The 19,310-nt window shown below is 54.3% G+C and carries 16 protein-coding genes, 2 rRNA genes, 3 pseudogenes and 2 riboswitches; of the genes and pseudogenes, 14 read left to right on the forward strand and 7 right to left on the reverse strand.

Features of this window, described 5'->3' with window-relative positions; translation table 11 throughout:
* Both FPZ49_RS26130 and rrf read left to right on the forward strand, forming a co-directional pair.
* A 23S ribosomal RNA gene (locus FPZ49_RS26130) occupies nucleotides 1-121 on the forward strand; the annotation flags it as partial.
* A gap of 59 nt (nucleotides 122-180) precedes the next feature.
* Nucleotides 181-297 (forward strand): 5S ribosomal RNA (rrf, locus tag FPZ49_RS26135).
* Nucleotides 298-744: 447 nt separating this feature from the next.
* Here rrf and FPZ49_RS37645 read toward each other — a convergent pair.
* The 7 genes and pseudogenes from FPZ49_RS37645 to FPZ49_RS26180 all read right to left on the reverse strand — a co-directional run.
* Nucleotides 745-1,302, reverse strand: a pseudogene (locus FPZ49_RS37645) (HD domain-containing protein); the annotation flags it as partial.
* 13 nt (nucleotides 1,303-1,315) lie between these two features.
* Nucleotides 1,316-2,451 (reverse strand): annotated as a pseudogene (locus FPZ49_RS26150) (putative bifunctional diguanylate cyclase/phosphodiesterase).
* On the reverse strand, nucleotides 2,452-2,751 hold the full coding sequence (locus FPZ49_RS26155; protein ID WP_144852719.1) for a hypothetical protein: 300 nt from the start codon (nucleotides 2,749-2,751) through the stop codon (nucleotides 2,452-2,454).
* A complete protein-coding gene (locus FPZ49_RS37650) occupies nucleotides 2,739-3,050 on the reverse strand; it encodes a LytS/YhcK type 5TM receptor domain-containing protein (RefSeq protein WP_144852721.1) in 312 nt (103 codons plus the stop codon). The genes FPZ49_RS26155 and FPZ49_RS37650 overlap by 13 nt, the downstream gene beginning before the upstream one ends.
* Nucleotides 3,051-3,224: 174 nt before the next feature.
* Nucleotides 3,225-4,068, reverse strand: a pseudogene (locus tag FPZ49_RS37655) (spore germination protein).
* 115 nt (nucleotides 4,069-4,183) lie between these two features.
* Nucleotides 4,184-4,903, reverse strand: a complete 720-nt coding sequence (locus FPZ49_RS26175; protein WP_391563874.1) for a polysaccharide deacetylase family protein — start codon at nucleotides 4,901-4,903, stop codon at nucleotides 4,184-4,186.
* Between the two features lie 150 nt (nucleotides 4,904-5,053).
* Nucleotides 5,054-5,899, reverse strand: coding sequence for a stalk domain-containing protein (locus FPZ49_RS26180; RefSeq protein WP_144852727.1), 846 nt, complete (start codon nucleotides 5,897-5,899; stop codon nucleotides 5,054-5,056).
* 1 nt (nucleotide 5,900) lies between these two features.
* A riboswitch (cyclic di-AMP (ydaO/yuaA leader) is annotated at nucleotides 5,901-6,094 on the reverse strand.
* Nucleotides 6,095-6,243: 149 nt separating this feature from the next.
* Between FPZ49_RS26180 and FPZ49_RS26185 the strand changes: the two genes are divergently transcribed.
* The 12 genes from FPZ49_RS26185 (at nucleotide 6,244) to FPZ49_RS26240 (ending at nucleotide 19,275) form a co-directional block, all read left to right on the forward strand.
* The gene (locus FPZ49_RS26185; protein ID WP_144852729.1) at nucleotides 6,244-6,936 is read left to right on the forward strand and encodes a DUF6483 family protein; all 693 of its coding nucleotides are present in this window, start codon (nucleotides 6,244-6,246) and stop codon (nucleotides 6,934-6,936) included.
* Nucleotides 6,937-7,082: 146 nt separating this feature from the next.
* Nucleotides 7,083-7,184, forward strand: a riboswitch (purine riboswitch).
* Nucleotides 7,185-7,342: 158 nt separating this feature from the next.
* A complete protein-coding gene (gene purE, locus FPZ49_RS26190) occupies nucleotides 7,343-7,828 on the forward strand; it encodes a 5-(carboxyamino)imidazole ribonucleotide mutase (protein WP_144852731.1) in 486 nt (161 codons plus the stop codon).
* Complete coding sequence (gene purK, locus FPZ49_RS26195; protein ID WP_144852733.1) at nucleotides 7,825-9,030, forward strand: 5-(carboxyamino)imidazole ribonucleotide synthase; 1,206 nt, start codon at nucleotides 7,825-7,827, stop codon at nucleotides 9,028-9,030. Before purE ends, purK begins: the two co-directional genes overlap by 4 nt.
* Before the next feature lie 28 nt (nucleotides 9,031-9,058).
* Nucleotides 9,059-10,354, forward strand: a complete 1,296-nt coding sequence (purB, locus tag FPZ49_RS26200) for an adenylosuccinate lyase (protein WP_144852735.1) — start codon at nucleotides 9,059-9,061, stop codon at nucleotides 10,352-10,354.
* A 62-nt stretch (nucleotides 10,355-10,416) separates the two neighbouring features.
* Nucleotides 10,417-11,313 carry a phosphoribosylaminoimidazolesuccinocarboxamide synthase gene (locus tag FPZ49_RS26205; protein ID WP_144852737.1) on the forward strand — a complete coding sequence of 299 codons (897 nt, stop codon included), beginning with the start codon at nucleotides 10,417-10,419 and terminating at the stop codon, nucleotides 11,311-11,313.
* Between the two features lie 91 nt (nucleotides 11,314-11,404).
* A complete protein-coding gene (purS, locus tag FPZ49_RS26210; RefSeq protein WP_144852739.1) occupies nucleotides 11,405-11,653 on the forward strand; it encodes a phosphoribosylformylglycinamidine synthase subunit PurS in 249 nt (82 codons plus the stop codon).
* A 47-nt stretch (nucleotides 11,654-11,700) separates the two neighbouring features.
* On the forward strand, nucleotides 11,701-12,396 hold the full coding sequence (gene purQ, locus FPZ49_RS26215) for a phosphoribosylformylglycinamidine synthase subunit PurQ (protein WP_144852741.1): 696 nt from the start codon (nucleotides 11,701-11,703) through the stop codon (nucleotides 12,394-12,396).
* Nucleotides 12,374-14,623 carry a phosphoribosylformylglycinamidine synthase subunit PurL gene (gene purL / locus FPZ49_RS26220; protein ID WP_144852743.1) on the forward strand — a complete coding sequence of 750 codons (2,250 nt, stop codon included), beginning with the start codon at nucleotides 12,374-12,376 and terminating at the stop codon, nucleotides 14,621-14,623. Before purQ ends, purL begins: the two co-directional genes overlap by 23 nt.
* A complete protein-coding gene (purF, locus tag FPZ49_RS26225; RefSeq protein WP_144852745.1) occupies nucleotides 14,608-16,119 on the forward strand; it encodes an amidophosphoribosyltransferase in 1,512 nt (503 codons plus the stop codon). The genes purL and purF overlap by 16 nt, the downstream gene beginning before the upstream one ends.
* Before the next feature lie 284 nt (nucleotides 16,120-16,403).
* A complete protein-coding gene (purM, locus tag FPZ49_RS26230; RefSeq protein WP_144852747.1) occupies nucleotides 16,404-17,444 on the forward strand; it encodes a phosphoribosylformylglycinamidine cyclo-ligase in 1,041 nt (346 codons plus the stop codon).
* The gene (gene purN, locus FPZ49_RS26235; protein WP_144852749.1) at nucleotides 17,441-18,079 is read left to right on the forward strand and encodes a phosphoribosylglycinamide formyltransferase; all 639 of its coding nucleotides are present in this window, start codon (nucleotides 17,441-17,443) and stop codon (nucleotides 18,077-18,079) included. The genes purM and purN overlap by 4 nt, the downstream gene beginning before the upstream one ends.
* 8 nt (nucleotides 18,080-18,087) lie before the next feature.
* Nucleotides 18,088-19,275 (forward strand): phosphoribosylaminoimidazolecarboxamide formyltransferase, encoded by a 1,188-nt coding sequence (locus tag FPZ49_RS26240; RefSeq protein WP_144852751.1) that lies wholly within the window; start codon nucleotides 18,088-18,090, stop codon nucleotides 19,273-19,275.
* The last annotated feature ends 35 nt before the right edge of the window (nucleotides 19,276-19,310 follow it).

A 19,310-nucleotide genomic window follows, 5' to 3' on the forward strand; every position in this document is an offset into this window, starting at 1 on the left:
CCTCAAGATGAGATTTCCCAGTATGTAAGACCCCTTGTAGACGACGAGGTAGATAGGTTCGGGGTGGAAGCGCGGCAACGTGTGGAGCTGACGAATACTAATCGGTCGAGGGCTTATCCAAAAGATTCAGCGAGCTTTGTTTCGAATCCAGTTTTCAGGGTGCAAATCCTGAACAATCCGTTTGGTGATGATGGCGGAAGGGAACCACGCGTACCCATCCCGAACACGACCGTTAAGCCTTCCAGCGTCGATGGTACTTGGACCGCAGGGTCCTGGGAGAGTAGAACGTCGCCAAGCAAATTGAAAGAGCCTCATTGGACAAGATCCAATGAGGCTCTTTGCTATCTTACAACGTCGAGCTGCCAATCGGCATGGATTTGAAATATGAAGATGACGCCGGAATGAACCATACGCACCATGGGGGTGTGCAGAGCGTCCGTGAGTTAAAAGCACAATGGCTTCCTCGACTTGATTCACTTGCACCTTGGTGCCAGGCAAAGAGGCAAGGGCGCTCGAGAGTAAGGTATGAACCACTCGACTCGTGAAATACTTGTCGGAGTAGGAGCAGACAATATCCAGAGCTCCCATATTCATTGAATCACAGGTTTCGTTTAAGTGATCGAATAGATTGGAAAGGCCGCAAATTTGAGATAGCTCAAGCACGGCAGTATCGCGGCTTCCGTTGGGAAGGCCGAGGCCGTTTAGCAGCTCATGAGTTAGCGCTGATAGCGTGCTGATCTCTGGATGGTCTTTTACAAATTGATAACCGGCGGCTGCATGACTGCGAACATCCGTCGTAAGTTTCTTCCCTATATCGTGCAGCATACAGCCGACACCCAGCATATAGAGCTGATTATTGGTCAGCTTCAAGGATACTCCCATTTGGAGGGCCCATAGTGTTACGTTGACCACGTGAGCATAAGGCTGCAGAACCCGAGGCACAGAGCTTGTGGGAAGAGGAATCAGCAGAGAATGACTCCATATTTTTCTAAGCATGCCAATGAGGGGCAAGAATACGGCTTCGGGATCCAGATGATGTGAACGGGCATTTTCATAGATGCCTTGAGCCTGCAGCACCCAAGAGATCCACTCTTCGGAGGGAACCAGTTCCGGTAACAAAATTTCAGTGGTGTTGTGGTCATAGACAACGGTTTTGTGAATCTCATGAGCCTGCAGTTCGGCAATCAGCTGACCGGTAAGCTGAGCTCCAGTATCGTAAAGAAGATGCCCGAATTCATCGTAGATGGGACGAGCGGTAAAGCTTTGTCCGGGAATAAGATGGTTGACGTAAGCGATGTGCATGGTTTCCACTCCTCTATGTAGGACTTAAAAAGTTGCTTTGAACCGCAAGCTGATCCTCCGATAATGGCTTGCTCATTAAATAACCTTGAGCGAAATCACATCCCCATTGCTTCAGATGATAAAGCTGGTGGTAGGACTCTAATCCTTCGGCGATCACAAGATAACCCAGCTGCTTGAGCAAGTTAATGATGGAGGCAGTGATTTGATGCTCGGATACAATAGCAATTTCATCAGCAAAGCTCTTGTCGATCTTGATGATGTGAAAAGGAAGCCGCTTTAACAAATTCAGCGAGAATACCCGGTGCCAAAATTATCGAGTGCCAGCTTTACGCCTGAGCTTTGCAGCCGGTGGAGCTGATTCTCGTCTTGCTCGAACGAATCCATGAGCGAATGCTCGGTAATTTCCAGCTCCAAGACTTGCGGCTGTATCGACGAGGATGCAAGAATGTTACGGACATCGTAAGGAAAATCCTTTTTGACGAGCTGAACGGCTGAAATATTCACGGTGAGCACAGCTCCTGGAAACGAATGTAGCAATCGCTTATATGTATCACAAGCCTGCTTCATCACCCACTGTCCAATCGGGACGATCACGGTTTCTTCTGCAAGGGGAATAAAGTCAGCCGAAGCAATGGCACCGAATTCCGGATGGTTCCAGCGCAGCAGTGTCTCAAATCCGCGAACCGCTCCCGTTTGCAAGTTGAATTGCGGCTGGTAAAGCACGTGCAGCTCATCGCGATCCAGTGTCAACCATAGTGCCTCTCGCAGCTTCGTTCGCAGTCGGGGCTCCGAGCCGGCTTGATCGCTATAGGATTCAGTCCGGTGAACCTCCTGTTCCTTGGTCTGGCGAAGGGCATTCTCCGCTTGCTGAACCAGTGAATCCACGGATTGGTTGTTTCCGATATACTCTGACACCGCGATACTGATAGAGATGTACACCTGAACGTCTTGGATGCTGAAGGGCTTCGATAAGGTAGCGTAAATTTTTTGCAGCAGGGCGGCATGCTGTTCGGACCCCGGATTAGCTGGGCAGCTTAGCAGAAATTTGTTTTCGTTAATTCGCCCGATAAACCCATCCTGAGGGAGCAGACCCATTAAGCGAATACATACCTCGGCTAGAAGCGATTCCCCGAAAGCAGCAATGTGCATTTAGTTATCGATGGTTAATAGAATGATTGACGCCTGCCGCCGGGCTTGAATGATTGTCTTCAAGTGGGATAAAACCATCTGCTGATTAGGGATGTTGGTCATTGGGTCGATTATCTCGCTGCGCTGTTTCTCCCGCTCAAACTGGATGAAGGAAGTGATCCCAACGGTAGCAAGCGGATAGGCGAGCAGCACTCTGACAACATATAAATTGGCTGTGCCGGTAAAGATGGAGGAAGGCAGATGGGTCCCCCACAGCAAGCTTTCGAGCCCTACCAGCAGTCCCAAGATTAAAGTGGACAAGTTCCCCGGCGCCTGTTGGTTCGCTTCCTCCAGTAATAGAAAAGGGTACCGAATAGTGCGGCGGTTCCAGTGGCTTCAGTCGCAGGCATCATCTCGACACCGTTGCTAAGCAATAGTCCGCAGCCTGTACTGAGCAGCGCAGCGGTTAGAGAAGGAATCGACCCTCCGAGGGCACCGGCCACCGCTACTACGACGTGATTGATATGGACAATCATGCTGTCGTTCCATTGAACCAGTAGGGGAACAAAAAGTGCGGCACCTGTACCAAATAGTAAGCCTAGACCAATCTGTTGAATCAAACGGTTGAATCTTTAACTGGTGATATATACATAAACGCGGTTAGCGAGAATAATGATAACGGCGAGGTCCGCCACGCTCTTCATCAGATTTACCATCGTGGTCATGACTGACATGGACTTACCTCCAACAACAAGCCAAAAAGTATCTTCACATTTTAAGTATGAAGCAAATGTTTATGGAAAGCTGACCATCCATGTCTGGTAGTGGTCGTCCGGGGAAGAGAAGAACTCAAAGAAGGACGTCGGCGTGCTGAACACATGGGGACTGCCGTCAAGCACTCCGATCACTTTTCCGTCGACCAGCTTGCTGGCAATCAGATCCGGACGCATACTGGTCAGAATCTGCGGGATGGCGGAAAACGGGCTAGGATGAATATATTGGACGAGGGTGTTGATATCGTAAATGGCATCTATCCGGAGCGACTGGATCATACGGCTAAGATGCTGTACATGATCAGGGTCAGCTAGCCCGTCGATATATAGAAGCATAGATTCGTTCCCGAGTTTTTCCGATGGTTAACGGGATCGTTTTTAGTCGGGCATCCCTTACACGTCTGCGAATTAAAGATAGGTTCGTATCGAGCGATTCCGTGAAGGCATCGTGAGGTCCGCTGATGACGCTTTCCGTTTCCCAGGACTGAATGGCACGGTACTCCGGCCCGCCGGTATCGTACAAATACGCTTGCCCGTTGAAAAAAATCGCAGCTTCCCCATGCAGAATGCCTTCCACGAGATTGCTCGTGACAAAGATGGGCTTGTACTGTGAAAGGGTGAGCAGTGATTCGATCGCGGAGGGCTGCAAGCGGCTGAAGGGCTCCAGCACATCACTTCGCAGCATCTCTTGATCCGTCAAATGGTCGAAGTAGAGCACATCAATGAGCTGAGCCGGAAACTGCTGATGCACCAGATCAGAGCAATCCTGAAACGCTTGAAGCGTACGCGAAAGCAATTCGTTAGTCGCTGCGGCCGTTCCGCTCATGTTCAGTGCTCTCCTTGAGTAGGGTAGGAAATCTAACATTTCGCTTGCATTGTCTTATTATGGTTTCATCTGGGAAAGTTATTCTTTTCTGGCATAGTCGATGAGACAACAAAAAGCACCACATGAGCTGGTCTGCTCATAGGTGCCTCATGCGTTATTTTTGGGTCTTGGTAATCAAATCCGATACGGTGACAAATTCGTAGCCTTGCTTCTTCAGCTCCGGCAAAATGCGCTTCAAGGCTTCAACCGTCTGACTGCAGTCGCCCTCCAGGTCATGAAAAAGAACGATATCGCCATTGTGAACATTACCCAGCACGGTTTGCACGATTTTATCCGTTCCGGGCTTTCGCCAATCCTTCGTATCCTGATACCAGGACCACATGACGACGGTCAGCTTATCTTCCTTCATCGATTTGAGCAGCGCCTCGTTGTAAAATCCGCCCGGGGGACGGAAGACGTGCGGCATTTGCTCGGTGATATCGAAGATTACTTCCTGTGTCTGGCGAATTTCCTCTACCAATCGCTCCGGCGGGTAATTTTTCAGAAAATGGTGGTCGAACGTATGGTTGGCGATCTCATGGCCTTCATTCACTTCGCGAATCGCGACCGCAGGGTACATCTTCACCCGCTTGCCTAGCACAAAAAAGGTGGCCTTCGCTTGATATTGCGCTAGCAGATCCAAGATTTGCGGGGTATAGACCGGGTTCGGGCCGTCATCGAAGGTGAGAGCAATCAGCTTTTGGTCGGTCTGGACGTTCCACACGACCTCATCGCTGCCGGCGGGACGCGCCGCGGCACACGTGAAGGCGGCAATGAACAAGCACAAGGAAAGCTTGGCGATTCGGCTGATCATAAAGGGCTTCAAGGGCTTCACCTCTAGTGGAACTAAAGTGAGTAGTCAGGTGGTGATCTTCTTTTGTTAGGTTGGGCCAATCGCCGTAAAGTATGCAGTAGGCTGTAGAGGCAAAAAAAAGCAACCGCTCTTAGGAGCGGCTGCCTGCGGATGAGATTGAGTTAATAAAATTTAGGAACCGATGACGTACACTTTCACTTGCTGTACTCCGAAATCTTGGGCCTTGGAACGGCTCTCCGGCAGGAAAATATCAATCTTATTGCCTTTAATGGCGCTGCCGGTGTCCGAAGCGATGGCATACATGCCGCCGGTCGGCAATCCGTCATACGAGTAGCCTTCCACATAAACCTTGCTTCCAAGCGGGATGACCGAAGGGTCTACAGCGATGGTTCCGAGCGCCAATGGCTGGCCCAGGTAATCGATCGCGCCGTAGCCGCCGTTCTCAGCAGGAGAAGCGGTGTAAGCTGTGGCTTTCATGTCCACAATTTTGCTATAGCTTGGAGCAACCACTTTTGGCTTGTACCAGGCAGGAGCGTGATACTTGCCATCTTCGCCTAGAATCGCGATCCGGTTCGAGTTGTCCCACTGCGTATTAATATTGAACGAATCGGCGATCAAACGGAACGGAACGTACACACGGCCGTCAATCAACGAAGCTGAAACAGGGGCGGTTGTTGATTTACCGTTTATGGTAACAGTGTTATCGCCGGTGGTCAGCGACACGCTTTTGTCATCTTTTTTCAAGGTGACCTTTACTTCCGATCCCGCCGGTTCCCATTGTACTTGATAACCCAGCTTGTCTGCTACGACACGAGCAGGCACTTGCAGCTTATGATTCTCATCCAAAAAAGGCTGGGCGTCCGGAAATTGCACCAGACTGTCGTTTACTTGCACTTTCACGTCATCTGCAACCTTCTGAGGCACAGCCACAGCGGCCTGCGCCGGCGTAGACGCCGAAATAACGGTAGGCAGAGCAAACATACATGCGATCAGCATGTTTTTAATATTCAGTTTCATGGTTTCCCTCCTGTGAGGCCTCCGAGGTTAGTTGTCGGGTTCGGGAAGAGGTTTTCCCTAGTTCGCCGTACTGATGTCGCAAGCTGTCTGCAAGAATAGCGGTCAGCGGCTACACGGCATTACATTCACCCCATGTGATGCGTCCCCCGTACACTACACGAAAAAAATATTGTAGCGATTCGGCTTTTAGTAATTTAACATACGACCCTAGTCAGTTCAATGCACAAAATCATCCATTTAACTGGAAAGGGCTTTTTTCTTCCCGGGAAGGAAATGCGATACAATAAAATAGTGTTCGAGCTGGAGAGGCATTTTAGGTCGGTCGGAAGGGAATGGGGAGCTGCATGTACAGGCGGGATTATTTGTTAAGGCTGATAGAGCAGTCGATGGCCGTGGTGCAAAAGGTGATGTACGAGGTGAGTCAGCGGCGGCTGGAGGAGGCCATGGCCCTGCTGACGCAAGCGATGAAGCAGCTGCTCGGCGTAGGTTCAAAGCTCGTGCATGCGCTGGCGGTAAAGGACCTTATAGCCCTGCTCTCCAGAGATGGTGAAGTAGATCAAGGTAAGGTGCTGGCTTTGGGCGACCTGCTTAATGCTGAAGCGGCGGTCTGGAAAGAGGCGGGCCAAGAGGTGGCCGCGCGGCAGGCGGCGACGAAATCGGCGGAGCTGCTGCTAACTGCAAGGGAGCTGGACGCGCGCGCGGAGCTGAAGGACGAGTTTCAATCGCGTGTACAGACGGCACTGGAGATGATTGGCCGATCGCGGATGGAAATCGGACTGATGGAAAAGCTGATCTCTTATTATGAAGAAACCGGATGGTTTGCCAGCAGTGAGGATGTGTTATTTCATTTGCTCGATGCGCTGGAGGAAGCGGGGCTGGAGAGCGAACGGATGGAATGGGTAGAGATCGGTATTCAAATGTACGAGCGATGGCTCCTATTAGATGAAGGAAAATTAGAAAATGGCAATTTTTCGTCGAACGAGGTCGAAACGGCACTGCAGGAGTTGAAAAATCAGAAACATCTCACTGGAAATTAACAGGAATTGGCGAATAAAAAGCTTTTAAATGCGAACTATTTTTTAGGTCGATTTCGTGAATGTTCGTCTTTTCCGGTTGACATGAGCTATAGATGGCTGTTAAACTTAAAAGGTACTCATGAACGCTTAAAAAAAGGTATTATTTTTCATAGAAAGTCGAATAATCTCGTATAAAGTCGGGAATACGGCCCGAAAGTTTCTACCCAAAAACCATAAATTTTTGGACTACGAGTGAACGAGCGAACTGGAAGGTCGGTACTCACGTGCACGGCCTTTGCTTGCGCTTCGAACATTTAGTCGTCCTGTCGATAGACGCATTCCGTATGCGCTATCTGCCGGGCGATTTGTATTTTCAGGGCTTTTTTTTCAGAAAGCTGGGTGTTACATATCAGGGGAGGTTAGTTCGATGTCCGTACTTGTTGGAGTCATTATGGGAAGCCAGTCCGACTGGGAAACGATGAAGCACGCATGCGACATATTGGAGGAGCTGGGCGTACCTTATGAGAAAAAGGTCGTATCCGCCCACCGCACACCGGACCTGATGTTCCAGTATGCGGAGGCGGCAGCGGAGCGCGGGCTTAAGGTCATTATCGCAGGCGCGGGCGGCGCGGCGCATTTGCCGGGTATGGTGGCGGCAAAGACGATCCTGCCGGTCATCGGTGTGCCTGTGAAGACATCGACGCTGAACGGACTCGATTCGCTGCTGTCGATCGTTCAAATGCCGGGCGGCATTCCTGTTGCTACAGTGGCAATCGGGCATGCAGGCGCAACGAACGCGGGCCTCTTGGCCGCACAGCTGCTGGGCGCATTCGATCCAGAGCTGCAGCGCAAGGTGTCAGACCGCCGCGAACGCATCGCACAAACCGTCATTGAAAAGAGCGTGCTGGAATGACGGAGGGCGGAAACAACCAAGCTATGGATAAAGCTTATGATGCTGAGCGGGTGATTGCTCCGGGTGGAACGATCGGCGTGCTCGGCGGCGGCCAACTCGGACGGATGCTGGCGCTGGCCGGTCGGGCGATGGGCTATCGTTTCGTGACGCTCGACCCGACGCCGGATGCACCGTGCGGGCAAGTGGCGGACCAGCAGATTGTTGCCGCGTATCATGATGCGGCGGCGGCGCGGCAGCTGGCGGAGCAGGCGGATGTCATAACGTACGAGTTCGAGAATGTCGATGCGGAAGTGACCTCGCTGCTGATGGCCGAATCGTACGTGCCGCAGGGCAGCCGGCTGCTTTACACTACGCAGCACCGGCTGCGCGAGAAGCGCGCGATTGAAGCGGCCGGCGTGAAGGTAGCGCCGTACGCGGAGATCGCAAGCGAGGCTGAGCTGCGCGAAGCGGTGCAGCGGTTCGGCACGCCGTGCGTGCTGAAGACGGCGACCGGCGGCTACGACGGCAAAGGCCAGTGGGTCATCCGCTCGCTGGATGAGGTGGCCGAAGCCTATGAGACGCTGAGCCGGGCCAAGACGGAGCTCGTGCTGGAGCAGTTCATCCACTTCGCCAAAGAAATTTCCGTTATCGCGGCGAGAAGCCCTCGAGGCGAAGTGAAGGCATTTCCGGCGGCGGAGAATGTGCATGTGAACAACATATTGCATCTGTCGATTGTGCCTGCTCGCGCTTCATCGGAGGTGCTGCAGGAAGCCGAGCGGATGGCACTGCGCATTGCAGAAGCGCTGGATGTGATCGGCCTGATTGCGGTCGAGATGTTCCTGACAGCGGACGGCGAGCTTTACGTGAACGAGCTGGCGCCAAGGCCGCACAATTCGGGGCATTATACTATGGAAGCGTGCCGCACCTCGCAGTTCGAGCAGCATGTGCGGGCGATCTGCAACCTGCCGCTGAGCGATCCCGGGCTGCTCACGCCGGTCGTCATGGTCAACGTGCTCGGCGAGCATGTAGAGCCGCTGCTGGACTGGATCGTCAAGGCGGAATCCGAGCAGGCGGTGCCGGGCGTAACGGCTAAGGTGCACTTATATGGCAAGCAAGAAGCCAAAACCGGACGAAAAATGGGCCATGTGAATCTGCTTACCGATTCGGTGGAATCAGCGAACCGGTGGATCGAGCTTTCGAATATATGGAAGTCAACTAAATAGAGAATCGAAATCGGAGGATTGGAAAACCATGATCGATCGTTACACAAGACCCGAGATGGGGCGCATTTGGACGGAGGAAAATAAATTCAAGGCTTGGCTGGAAGTGGAGATTTTGTCCTGTGAGGCGTGGGCTGAGCTGGGCGTCATCCCTAAGGCGGATGTAGCGGAGCTTCGCAAAAATGCCGGCTTCAACATCGACCGCATCTACGAAATCGAGCAGGAAACCCGTCACGATGTGATTGCGTTTACTCGCGCAGTATCGGAAACCGTAGGTCCAGAGCGGAAATGGGTACACTACGGTCTGACTTCTACTGACGTCGTCGATACGGCGCTCGGCTACTTGATTAAGCAAGCTAATGAAATTATTGAGCGCGACCTGCTGAACTTTATCGAGATCGTTCGGGAGAAAGCGATTGCCTATAAGGATACGCCGATGATGGGCCGTACGCATGGCGTTCACGCTGAGCCGACGACCTTCGGACTCAAAATGGCGCTTTGGCACGAGGAAATGAAACGGAATCTGGAGCGTTTCCGGTTTGCTGCCGATGGCGTTCAGTACGGTAAAATCTCCGGTGCGGTGGGCACTTACGCGAACATCGACCCGTACGTAGAGCAGTACGTGTGCGAGAAGCTCGGCACGAAGCCGGCGCCAATCTCGACGCAGACGCTGCAGCGTGACCGTCATGCCGAATACATGGCGACCTTGGCGCTGATCGCTACGTCGCTCGATAAGTTCGCAACTGAAATTCGCGCGCTGCAAAAGAGCGAGTTCCGCGAGGTGGAAGAAGCGTTCGCGAAGGGGCAGAAGGGCTCCTCGGCGATGCCGCACAAGCGCAATCCGATCGGCTGCGAGAGCATCTCGGGTCTGGCGCGCGTCATTCGCGGTCATATGGTGTCCGCGTACGAGAACGTGACGCTGTGGCATGAGCGCGACATTTCGCATTCCTCGGTGGAGCGGATCATTTTGCCGGATGCGACGATTTTACTGAACTATATGCTGAACCGTTTGGGCAACATTATCAAGAACTTGACCGTGTTCCCTGAAAATATGAAGCGCAACATGCGAAGCACCTACGATGTGCCGTTCTCCGGCCGCGTCATGACGAAGCTGATCGACAAGGGCTTCAGCCGCGAGCAAGCTTACGACACGGTACAGCCGCGTGCGATGCAGGCGTGGGAAGAGCAGCGCTCCTTCCGCGAGATCGTGGAAGCGACACCGGAAATTCGCGAGCATCTGTCGGCAGAAGAAATCGAGGATGCATTTAATCCGAGCTGGCATTTGAAGCATGTAGATACGATTTTCAAACATTTAGGCTTGAGCTAGGTTGTAATGGATAGCGGATCTAAGCTTACGATTATAACCCATCGGGAGAGGATGAGCGGAGCATGAATAAGGAATCGGTTGGGGTAGCGATTTCAAGTGCGGAGCCGTATGTAAAAGCACCGCTGTTATATAAAGGGAAGGTCCGGGAGCTGTATGATCTCGGTGAGCATTTCTTAATCGCGGTCACCGACCGCATCTCCGCTTTTGACTGGGTGCTGAGCCCGGCGGTGCCGGACAAGGGGAACGTGCTCAACTCCTTGAGCAAGTTCTGGTTCGACCAGACGGCGGAGATTCAGCCGAACCACGTGGTGCACGCGGATGTCGAGCAGCTCGGCGAGCTGATCACGGACCGTGAGATCATGAAGGACCGCTTCATGGTGACGAAGAAGGCGCAGCGGATCGACATCGAGTGTGTCGTACGCGGCTACATTACCGGCGGCGGCTGGCGGCAGTATCAGAAGACGGGCCAAGTGAACGGCCATACGCTTCCTCAGGGGCTGCGCAAGAACGATCGCCTGGAGACACCTCTTTTCACACCGGCAGCCAAAAACGACGTCGGACACGACGAGGATATTTCGATCGAGCGGATGAAAGAGCTGGTCGGCGCAGAGCTGACGGAGCAGCTGCAGGAAAAAAGCATCCGGCTGTACGAGTTTGCCCGGGCATTCTGCGAGGAGCGGGGCATCATTTTGGCGGACACGAAGTTTGAGTTTGGTCTGATTGACGGGGAAATCATCCTGATTGATGAGATTTTCACGCCGGACTCCTCTCGCTTCTGGGCCAAAGAAAACTACGCGCTCGACATCGAGATCGACAGCATGGACAAAGAGCCGGTACGGACGTACTTGTCCGGTACGGATTGGGATAAAGACAGTGAGCCGGATCCGCTTCCGGCAGACGTTGTTGCAGAGACTTCGCGGCGGTACCGCGATATTTATAACCGGCTGGTGCTGGGCTAGGCTAGGCAGCAGGCTGATATTCGCCTTCATAAATCGTGATTTGTCATAGACAGGAACCCTACTTTTATTGTCCGAAGGAGACATGATTCTAATGTTAAAAGCGACCGTTTACGTTACGATCAAGCAAAGCGTGCTGGATGTCCAAGGAACCGCCGTACAAGGCGCGCTCCACTCGATGGGATTTGATGAAGTGGAGAAGGTGCGGATTGGTAAGTATCTGGAAGTAGAGCTGGACACCAGCGACCGTGGCGTGGCGGAAGAGCGCGTAAAGGCGATGTGCGAGAAGCTGCTTGCAAACACCGTCATCGAAGATTACCGTTTCGAGCTTCGTGCTGAATAGTGGATTTTTTAAAAGAAGGACAACTACGCGGAAAAGAGGACGAAACGATGAATTTTGCGGTACTGGTGTTTCCCGGCTCCAACTGTGACATCGACTGCTACAAAGCGGTAGAGGATACGATCGGACAGCCAGTGGATTACGTGTGGCATACAGAAACGGATCTGTCGAAATATGATGCAATTTTGGTTCCAGGGGGCTTCTCCTATGGCGACTACCTGCGCTGCGGTGCGATTGCCCGTTTTGCTCCAGTTATGGGGGCGCTGGTAAAGGCTGCAGAGGAAGGCAAGTACATTCTGGGGATCTGCAACGGGTTCCAAATCTTGACGGAAGCGGGATTGCTGCCGGGCGCGCTGATGCGTAACCAATCGCTGAAGTTCCGCTGTCATCAGGCACTGCTCCAGGTGGAGAATACGAACACGCCTTTTACATCGGACTATCAAGAAGGCGAAATCATCAGCATTCCAATCGCGCATGGCGAAGGCAACTACTACTGCGACGAGGCGACGCTGGCGGAACTGAAAGCGAACAATCAAGTCGTGTTCCGCTATAAAGCAGGCAACAATCCGAACGGATCGCTCGACGATATCGCAGGAGTATGTAACAAGGCCGGCAACGTGGTGGGCATGATGCCGCATCCGGAGCGGGCGATTAGCGAGCTGCTTGGCTCAGCGGACGGCAAGCGGATGTTTACATCGATTTTGAGCACTTGGAGGGAAAAACATGGCGCAGCAGCTATCGGTTAAGGAGCCTACGGCAGAGCAAATATCGGAGCAACGAATCTACAAACAGTTCGGCGTAACGGACGACGAATATCAGAAGGTATGCGGGTTTCTGGGCCGCAAGCCGAATTACGTCGAGATCGGCGTATTCAGCGTCATGTGGTCGGAGCACTGCTCTTATAAAAATTCCAAGGTTGTCCTGCGCAAATTCCCTACCAGCGGCCCTCGCGTTCTGATGGGTCCGGGCGAAGGCGCTGGGATCGTCGATATCGGCGATAATCAAGCCGTTGTATTCAAAATTGAAAGCCATAACCATCCATCGGCTGTCGAGCCTTTCCAAGGCGCAGCTACAGGTGTAGGCGGCATTATTCGTGACATTTTCTCCATGGGCGCTCGTCCGGTAGCGGTTCTCAACTCGCTGCGCTTCGGCCGTCTGGAGAGTGATCGCGTCAAATATTTGTTCGAGCACGTGGTATCCGGTATTGCCGGCTATGGCAACTGTATCGGGATTCCGACGGTTGGCGGCGAGGTTATGTTCGACGAGAGCTATGAAGGCAACCCGCTCGTTAACGCGATGTGCGTCGGTCTGATCGACCACGACAAGATTCAAAAAGGGGTAGCCAAAGGCGTAGGCAACCCGGTGTTCTATGTCGGTCCGGCGACCGGACGCGACGGGATTCACGGCGCGACATTCGCGTCGGAGGATTTGTCCGAGGCTTCGGAAGCGAAGCGTTCGGCGGTGCAAGTGGGCGATCCGTTCATGGAGAAGCTCGTATTGGAAGCGTGCCTCGAGCTGATCAATTCGGGCATCGTTGTCGGTATTCAGGACATGGGAGCCGCAGGCCTCACATGCTCCAGTGCTGAAATGGCGAGCAAAGCCGGTAACGGTATGGAGCTGTATTTGGACGAAGTGCCGCAGCGTGAAGAAGGCATGACGCCGTACGAAATGATGCTGTCGGAATCTCAGGAGCGCATGCTGTTCGTGGTGAAGCCGGAACATGAGGCGCAGGCTAAGGCGATTTTCGAGCGTTGGGGTCTCCACTGCGCGAAGGTTGGTAAAGTAACCGACGATGGCAATCTGAAGCTGTACCACAAAGGCGAGCTGGTCGGAGACATGCCGGTCACGGCGCTGGTTGACGAGTGCCCGATGTACCATAAGCCTTCGGCGGTTCCCGCTTATTACGAGGCCAACGGCAAGATTGATACGCTGCGCTATGCGGAAGTAACGGATCTGAACGATGCGCTGAAAAAGGTGCTGGCTTCCCCAACCGTGGCAAGCAAAGAGTGGATCTATAACCAATATGACTATATGGTTCGCACCAGCACAGCGGTTCAGCCTGGCTCGGATGCAGCGGTGGTCACGATTCGCGGCTCCCGCAAGGCACTGTCGATGTCGACGGATTGTAACGGACGCTTCGTGTATCTGGATCCGGAAGTGGGCGGCATGATCGCCGTAGCGGAAGCCGCGCGCAACAATGTGTGCTCCGGTGCCGAGCCGCTGGCTATCACGGACAACCTGAACTTCGGCAGTCCGGAGAAGCCGGAAATTTTCTGGCAGCTGGAAAAATCGGTCGACGGCATGGCGGAAGCGTGCCGCAAGCTGAACACGCCGGTTATCGGCGGGAATGTCAGCTTGTACAATGAGAACTCCAAAGGCGCGATCTATCCTACGCCGGTTGTCGGCATGGTCGGCTTGGTGCACGATACGGATCACATTACGACACAAGGCTTTAAGAAGGAAGGCGACGTCATCCTGCTGCTCGGCGACACGAAGGCGGAGCTTGGCGGCAGCGAGTTCCAATACGTCGTGCATGGCGTGACGGAAGGCCGTCCACCACAAATCGATCTGGATGTGGAGCAAAAGCTGCTCAGCACCGTTCTGACGGCGATTCAGCAAGGGCTTGTGGCTTCCGCGCATGACCTCTCCGAGGGTGGTCTTGCCGCTGCTCTGGCGGAGAGCTGCATCAGCGGCCGCGTCGGCGCGAAGGTGGATTTTGAAGCGGCTGGCTTGCGTAACGACGTTGCTCTGTTCAGCGAAAGCCAATCCCGGATTCTGCTGAGTGCAACTCCAGAGAAGGCCGAAGCTCTGAAGCAGCATATCGCTGCCCAAGGCGTGCCGGTTCAAGTGCTGGGTACGGTTGGCGGAGACGTTCTAAGCGTTGGGGTGAATGGTACGGCGTCGGTAATTGAAGCATCTGTAGCTCAGCTAGAACAAGTCTGGAAGGATGCGATTCCATGTCTGATGCAGTAAAAGTCGGCGGACGTGTGAACAAGGAAGATCAGGCTCCGAAGCTGTGGACCGGAGATTTTTATAACGAAGGCGTGAATGCGCATGACGGCTTGTTCGACAAGCTGGGCGAGGAATGCGGGGTGTTCGGGGTGTTCGGTCACTCCGAAGCCGCTTCGCTCTCCTACTATGGGCTGCACGCCCTCCAGCATCGCGGACAAGAAAGCGCAGGCATCTGTGTCGCGGACGGCGAGTCGTTCAAGTACCACCGCGGCATGGGTCTGGTGAAAGAAGTATTCAACAACGACAACCTGGGCACGATGATCGGCGCGAACGCGATTGGGCACGTGCGGTATTCGACCTCCGGGGAGAGCAAGCTGGCTAATGCTCAGCCTCTCGTGTTCAAATACCGTGAGGGTGATCTCGCGATTGCCACCAACGGCAACCTGACCAATGCTCCGGATATTAAGCGGGAGCTGGAAAAGCAGGGCTCGATCTTTCAAACGACGAGCGATACGGAAGTTGTAGCGCATTTGATCGCTCGCTCCAAGCACGATGATATCGTCCTCGCGGTGAAGGAAGCGCTGCTGAAGATTGAGGGCGCGTATGCGTTTATGTTTTTGACTAAAGATAAGCTGATCGCTGCGCGTGACCCGTACGGACTGCGTCCGTTCGTGATGGGACGCCTTGGCACGGCTTGGCTGTTCGCCTCCGAGTCCTGTGCGTTCGATGCAGTCGGTGGCACGTACTACCGTGATGTCGAGCCGGGCGAGTTGCTAGTGCTCGATATGAAGACCGGCATGAAGGAGGATCGGTTTTCTCCGATCAAGCAGCGTGCGATTTGCGCGATGGAGTATATCTACTTCGCGCGTCCGGACAGCGATATCGATGAAGTGAACATCCACTCCGCGCGCAAGCGGATGGGCCGTCAGCTCGCAATGGAAGCGTTCGTCGATGCCGATGTGGTGACCGGCGTGCCGGATTCCAGTATCTCCGCAGCGATCGGGTTTGCGGAGCAAACGGGCATCCCTTACGAGCTCGGGCTGATCAAGAACCGCTACACCGGCCGGACGTTCATCCAGCCGAGCCAAGAGCTGCGTGAGCAGGGCGTGAAAATGAAGCTGTCCGCGGTGCGCAGCATCGTAGCTGGCAAGCGCGTCGTCATGATCGACGACTCGATCGTGCGCGGCACGACCTCGCTGCGCATCGTGAATATGCTGCGCGAAGCAGGAGCGACTGAAGTGCATGTGCGCATCAGCTCTCCGCCGTTCGCCAACCCTTGCTTCTACGGCATCGACACGCCGGACCGCAAGGAGCTGATCGCGGCGAACAAGTCGATCGAGGAAATCCGGCAGGCGATCAACGCCGACTCCTTGCACTTCCTGAGCAAGGACGGCCTGTTGTCCGCGATCGGACGTCAGAGCAACGAGCCTAGCCGCGGATACTGCACCGCCTGTTTCGACAACCGCTACCCAACGCCGCTTCCGGAGGATGCGAAGGTAGGCTGCGGTTGCGATTAACGATGTGAACCATCGTTAACATTAATAAATTTATATGGCGGTCGAAGCGAAGCGACCGCCTTCCTATTCTCAAGCGCAGGTTTATGCGAGTGAAATTTTTTATCTGGAGCCTGAAGGCGGAGGGTCGTGTGCTTGACGGAGAGTTTACGTGCCGCCTTTGAAAACGGGTTCTTACCGCTAAACAAGATATAGAGAACCCGTTTTCAAGAGCGGCCGGAGTCAAGCAGCACGAGCCCGGAGACGGAGAATGGCGAAGAGAAGTAACATTTTAGGAGGAAAACCAAGTGTCCGATGCATATAAAAAAGCCGGCGTCGATATCGCGGCTGGCAACGAAGCGGTAGAGCGCATGAAAAAGCACGTCAAAACGACGTTCCGTCCCGAGGTGCTCACAGAGCTGGGCGGCTTCGGCGGACTGTTCGGGTTGAATAAAGACAAGTACGAGGAGCCGGTTCTGGTATCCGGTACGGACGGTGTCGGCACGAAGCTGAAGATTGCTTTTGCCATGGATTCACACGACACCATCGGGATCGATGCGGTGGCGATGTGCGTGAACGATATCATCGTGCAGGGTGCGGAGCCGCTCTTTTTCCTCGACTATCTGGCGTGCGATCGGGTCATCCCGGAGAAAATTGAAGCGATCGTCAAAGGCATCAGCGACGGCTGCGTGCAATCGGGCTGCGCCCTCATCGGCGGCGAAACGGCGGAAATGCCGGGCATGTACAGCGAAGGCGAGTACGATATCGCCGGATTTACCGTAGGCATCGTGGACAAGAAGAAAATCATCGACGGCAGCACCATTCGCCCGGGCGATGTTGTGCTTGGACTGGCGTCCAGCGGCGTGCACAGCAACGGCTTTTCGCTCGTGCGCAAGCTGCTGCTTGAAGAGAAGGGCTACAGCTTGACCGATCAGGTAGACGCGCTCGGCGGACGTTTGGGCGATGCGCTGCTGGCTCCGACGAAGATTTATGTAAAGCCGGTGCTTGGCGTGCTGGAGCAGGTGAAAATCAAAGGAATGGCGCACATCACAGGCGGCGGCTTCCTGGAGAACATTCCACGCGTGCTGCCGGAAGGCGTCAATGTAGAGATCGATTACGGCTCCTGGCCGATTTTGCCGATCTTTGAGCTCATGCAGCGCGAGGGCGGCATCAGCAACAACGATATGTTCCGCACGTTCAATATGGGCATTGGCATGGTCGTGATCGTAGCTGAAGACGATGCGGCGAAGGCCGTTGAATTGTTTGAGCAAAAGGGCGAAAAAGCATACACCCTGGGCCGTGTAACCGCAGGGGAGCGTATTGTGACATTTAACGGGGCGACGGTATGAGAACCGAGCCTCTGCGCATCGCCGTATTCGCGTCCGGGAGCGGGAGTAATTTCCAAGCGATCGTGAATGCGGTGACTGCAGGCCGGCTCGATGTCCGCATCGAGCTTTTGGTCTGTGACAAGCCGCAGGCCCAGGTCGTGACCCGTGCGGAAGCGGCCGGCGTGCCGGTGTATACGTTCAAGCCGAAGGAGTACCCTTCGCGGGAGGCGTATGAGCAAGACATTTTAGAGCAATTGCAAGCCAAGCGGGTGGAGCTCGTCGTCCTGGCCGGGTACATGCGGATCATTACCGATGTACTGGTGCAGGCGTATTGGGGGCGCATGATCAATATTCATCCGTCGCTTTTGCCGTCGTTTCCGGGCATTCACGCGGTTCGCCAGGCGCTTGAGCATGGTGTGAAGATCACGGGCGTCACCGTACATCTGGTGGATGGCGGCTTGGACAGCGGACCGATTCTGGCCCAGCGGGCGATAAACATCGAACGGAATGACACCGAGGCCTCGCTGAGTGACAAAATCCACCCGATCGAGCATCAGCTATACCCTGAGGTTATACAAAGCATTGCGGACGGCAGCATCGATCTGACATGGAACCAGTGGAACCACCACGAATCACAAATTACGAAGATGGGATGATCAATTAAATGAGCCAGACCACGAACCAAACGAATGTGCTGGAGCTCCGGTACGGTATGAACCCGCATCAAAAACAAGCGAAGCTGCTTAGCGACGGGCCGCTTCCAATCAAAGTCGTGAACGGCGATCCGGGCTTCATCAACTTGCTGGATGCGCTCAATGGCTTCCAGCTTGCTCGCGAGCTTCGCCGCGCTACCGGCTTGCCGGCGGCTGCTTCCTTCAAGCATGTCAGCCCGGCAGGGGCTGCAGTTGCTGCTCCACTGACGCCTGAGCTGAAAAAAGCGTACTTCGTCGACGGCTTGGAGCTGTCGCCGCTTGCGACCGCTTATGCGCGTGCCCGCGGTGCGGACCGGATGTCCTCCTTCGGCGATGCTGTTGCGCTCAGCGATATCGTGGATGCCTCCACAGCGCAGCTGCTTAAGCGCGAAGTATCCGACCTCGTCGTTGCCCCTGGCTACACGGATGAGGCGCTGGAGATTCTCAAGGCGAAGAAGAACGGCGGCTACCTGGTGCTTCAGATCGATCCGGACTATGTACCAAACCCAGTCGAGTCCCGCACGCTGTTTGGTCTGACGATGCAGCAAGAGCGTAATGACGCTGTCATCGATGCCAGCGCCCTGGACAAGATCGTAACAGAAAACAAGGATCTGCCGGAGAGCGCTAAGCGTGACCTTTTAATCGCACTCGTAACGTTAAAATATACCCAATCCAACTCCATCTGCTACACGCTGGACGGTCAAACGATCGGCATCGGCGCAGGGCAGCAGTCTCGAATTCACTGTACGCGCCTCGCTGGAGACAAAGCGGACCGTTGGTTCCTGCGTCAGCATCCGCAAGCGTTGAACATGAAATTCCGCCAAGGCCTGTCCCGAGCAGAGCAAAACAACGCGATCGACCTGTGGCTGGAAGAAGAGGTCACGCCAGTGGAACAAGCCGCTTGGGAAGCTTGTTTCGATGAAGTGCCTGCCCGTCTGACTCGCGAAGAGAAACGTGCCTGGCTGAACAACCTGACCGGCGTATCGTACGGCTCCGACGCGTTCCTGCCGTTCCGAGACAATCTCGATCGGGCCAGCCGCAGCGGCGTGAAGTATGTCGTTCAAGCGGGCAGCTCGATGCGCGACGAGGAAGTCGTTAAGGCCGCTAACGATTACGGCATGGTGATGTCGTACTCCGGCGTTCGCTTGTTCCATCACTAAGAGACGCTGCGCCAAAGCCATTTAGAAACTGCAGC

The sequence above is a fragment of the Paenibacillus cremeus genome (assembly GCF_007786445.1).
Classification (GTDB): Bacteria; Bacillota; Bacilli; order Paenibacillales; family NBRC-103111; genus Paenibacillus_G; species Paenibacillus_G cremeus.

What these genes read in the sequence shown, in the direction of transcription:
- purS (WP_144852739.1), top strand. Translation starts at nt 11,405, where the DNA reads ATGTTAAAAGCGACCGTTTACGTTACGATCAAGCAAAGCGTGCTGGAT.
- purF (WP_144852745.1), top strand. Translation starts at nt 14,608, where the DNA reads ATGTCTGATGCAGTAAAAGTCGGCGGACGTGTGAACAAGGAAGATCAG.
- purN (WP_144852749.1), top strand. Translation starts at nt 17,441, where the DNA reads ATGAGAACCGAGCCTCTGCGCATCGCCGTATTCGCGTCCGGGAGCGGG.
- purL (WP_144852743.1), top strand. Translation starts at nt 12,374, where the DNA reads ATGGCGCAGCAGCTATCGGTTAAGGAGCCTACGGCAGAGCAAATATCG.
- purE (WP_144852731.1), top strand. Translation starts at nt 7,343, where the DNA reads ATGTCCGTACTTGTTGGAGTCATTATGGGAAGCCAGTCCGACTGGGAA.
- purK (WP_144852733.1), top strand. Translation starts at nt 7,825, where the DNA reads ATGACGGAGGGCGGAAACAACCAAGCTATGGATAAAGCTTATGATGCT.
- FPZ49_RS26205 (WP_144852737.1), top strand. Translation starts at nt 10,417, where the DNA reads ATGAATAAGGAATCGGTTGGGGTAGCGATTTCAAGTGCGGAGCCGTAT.
- FPZ49_RS26185 (WP_144852729.1), top strand. Translation starts at nt 6,244, where the DNA reads ATGTACAGGCGGGATTATTTGTTAAGGCTGATAGAGCAGTCGATGGCC.
- FPZ49_RS26180 (WP_144852727.1), bottom strand. Translation starts at nt 5,899, where the DNA reads ATGAAACTGAATATTAAAAACATGCTGATCGCATGTATGTTTGCTCTG.
- purB (WP_144852735.1), top strand. Translation starts at nt 9,059, where the DNA reads ATGATCGATCGTTACACAAGACCCGAGATGGGGCGCATTTGGACGGAG.
- FPZ49_RS26240 (WP_144852751.1), top strand. Translation starts at nt 18,088, where the DNA reads ATGAGCCAGACCACGAACCAAACGAATGTGCTGGAGCTCCGGTACGGT.
- purQ (WP_144852741.1), top strand. Translation starts at nt 11,701, where the DNA reads ATGAATTTTGCGGTACTGGTGTTTCCCGGCTCCAACTGTGACATCGAC.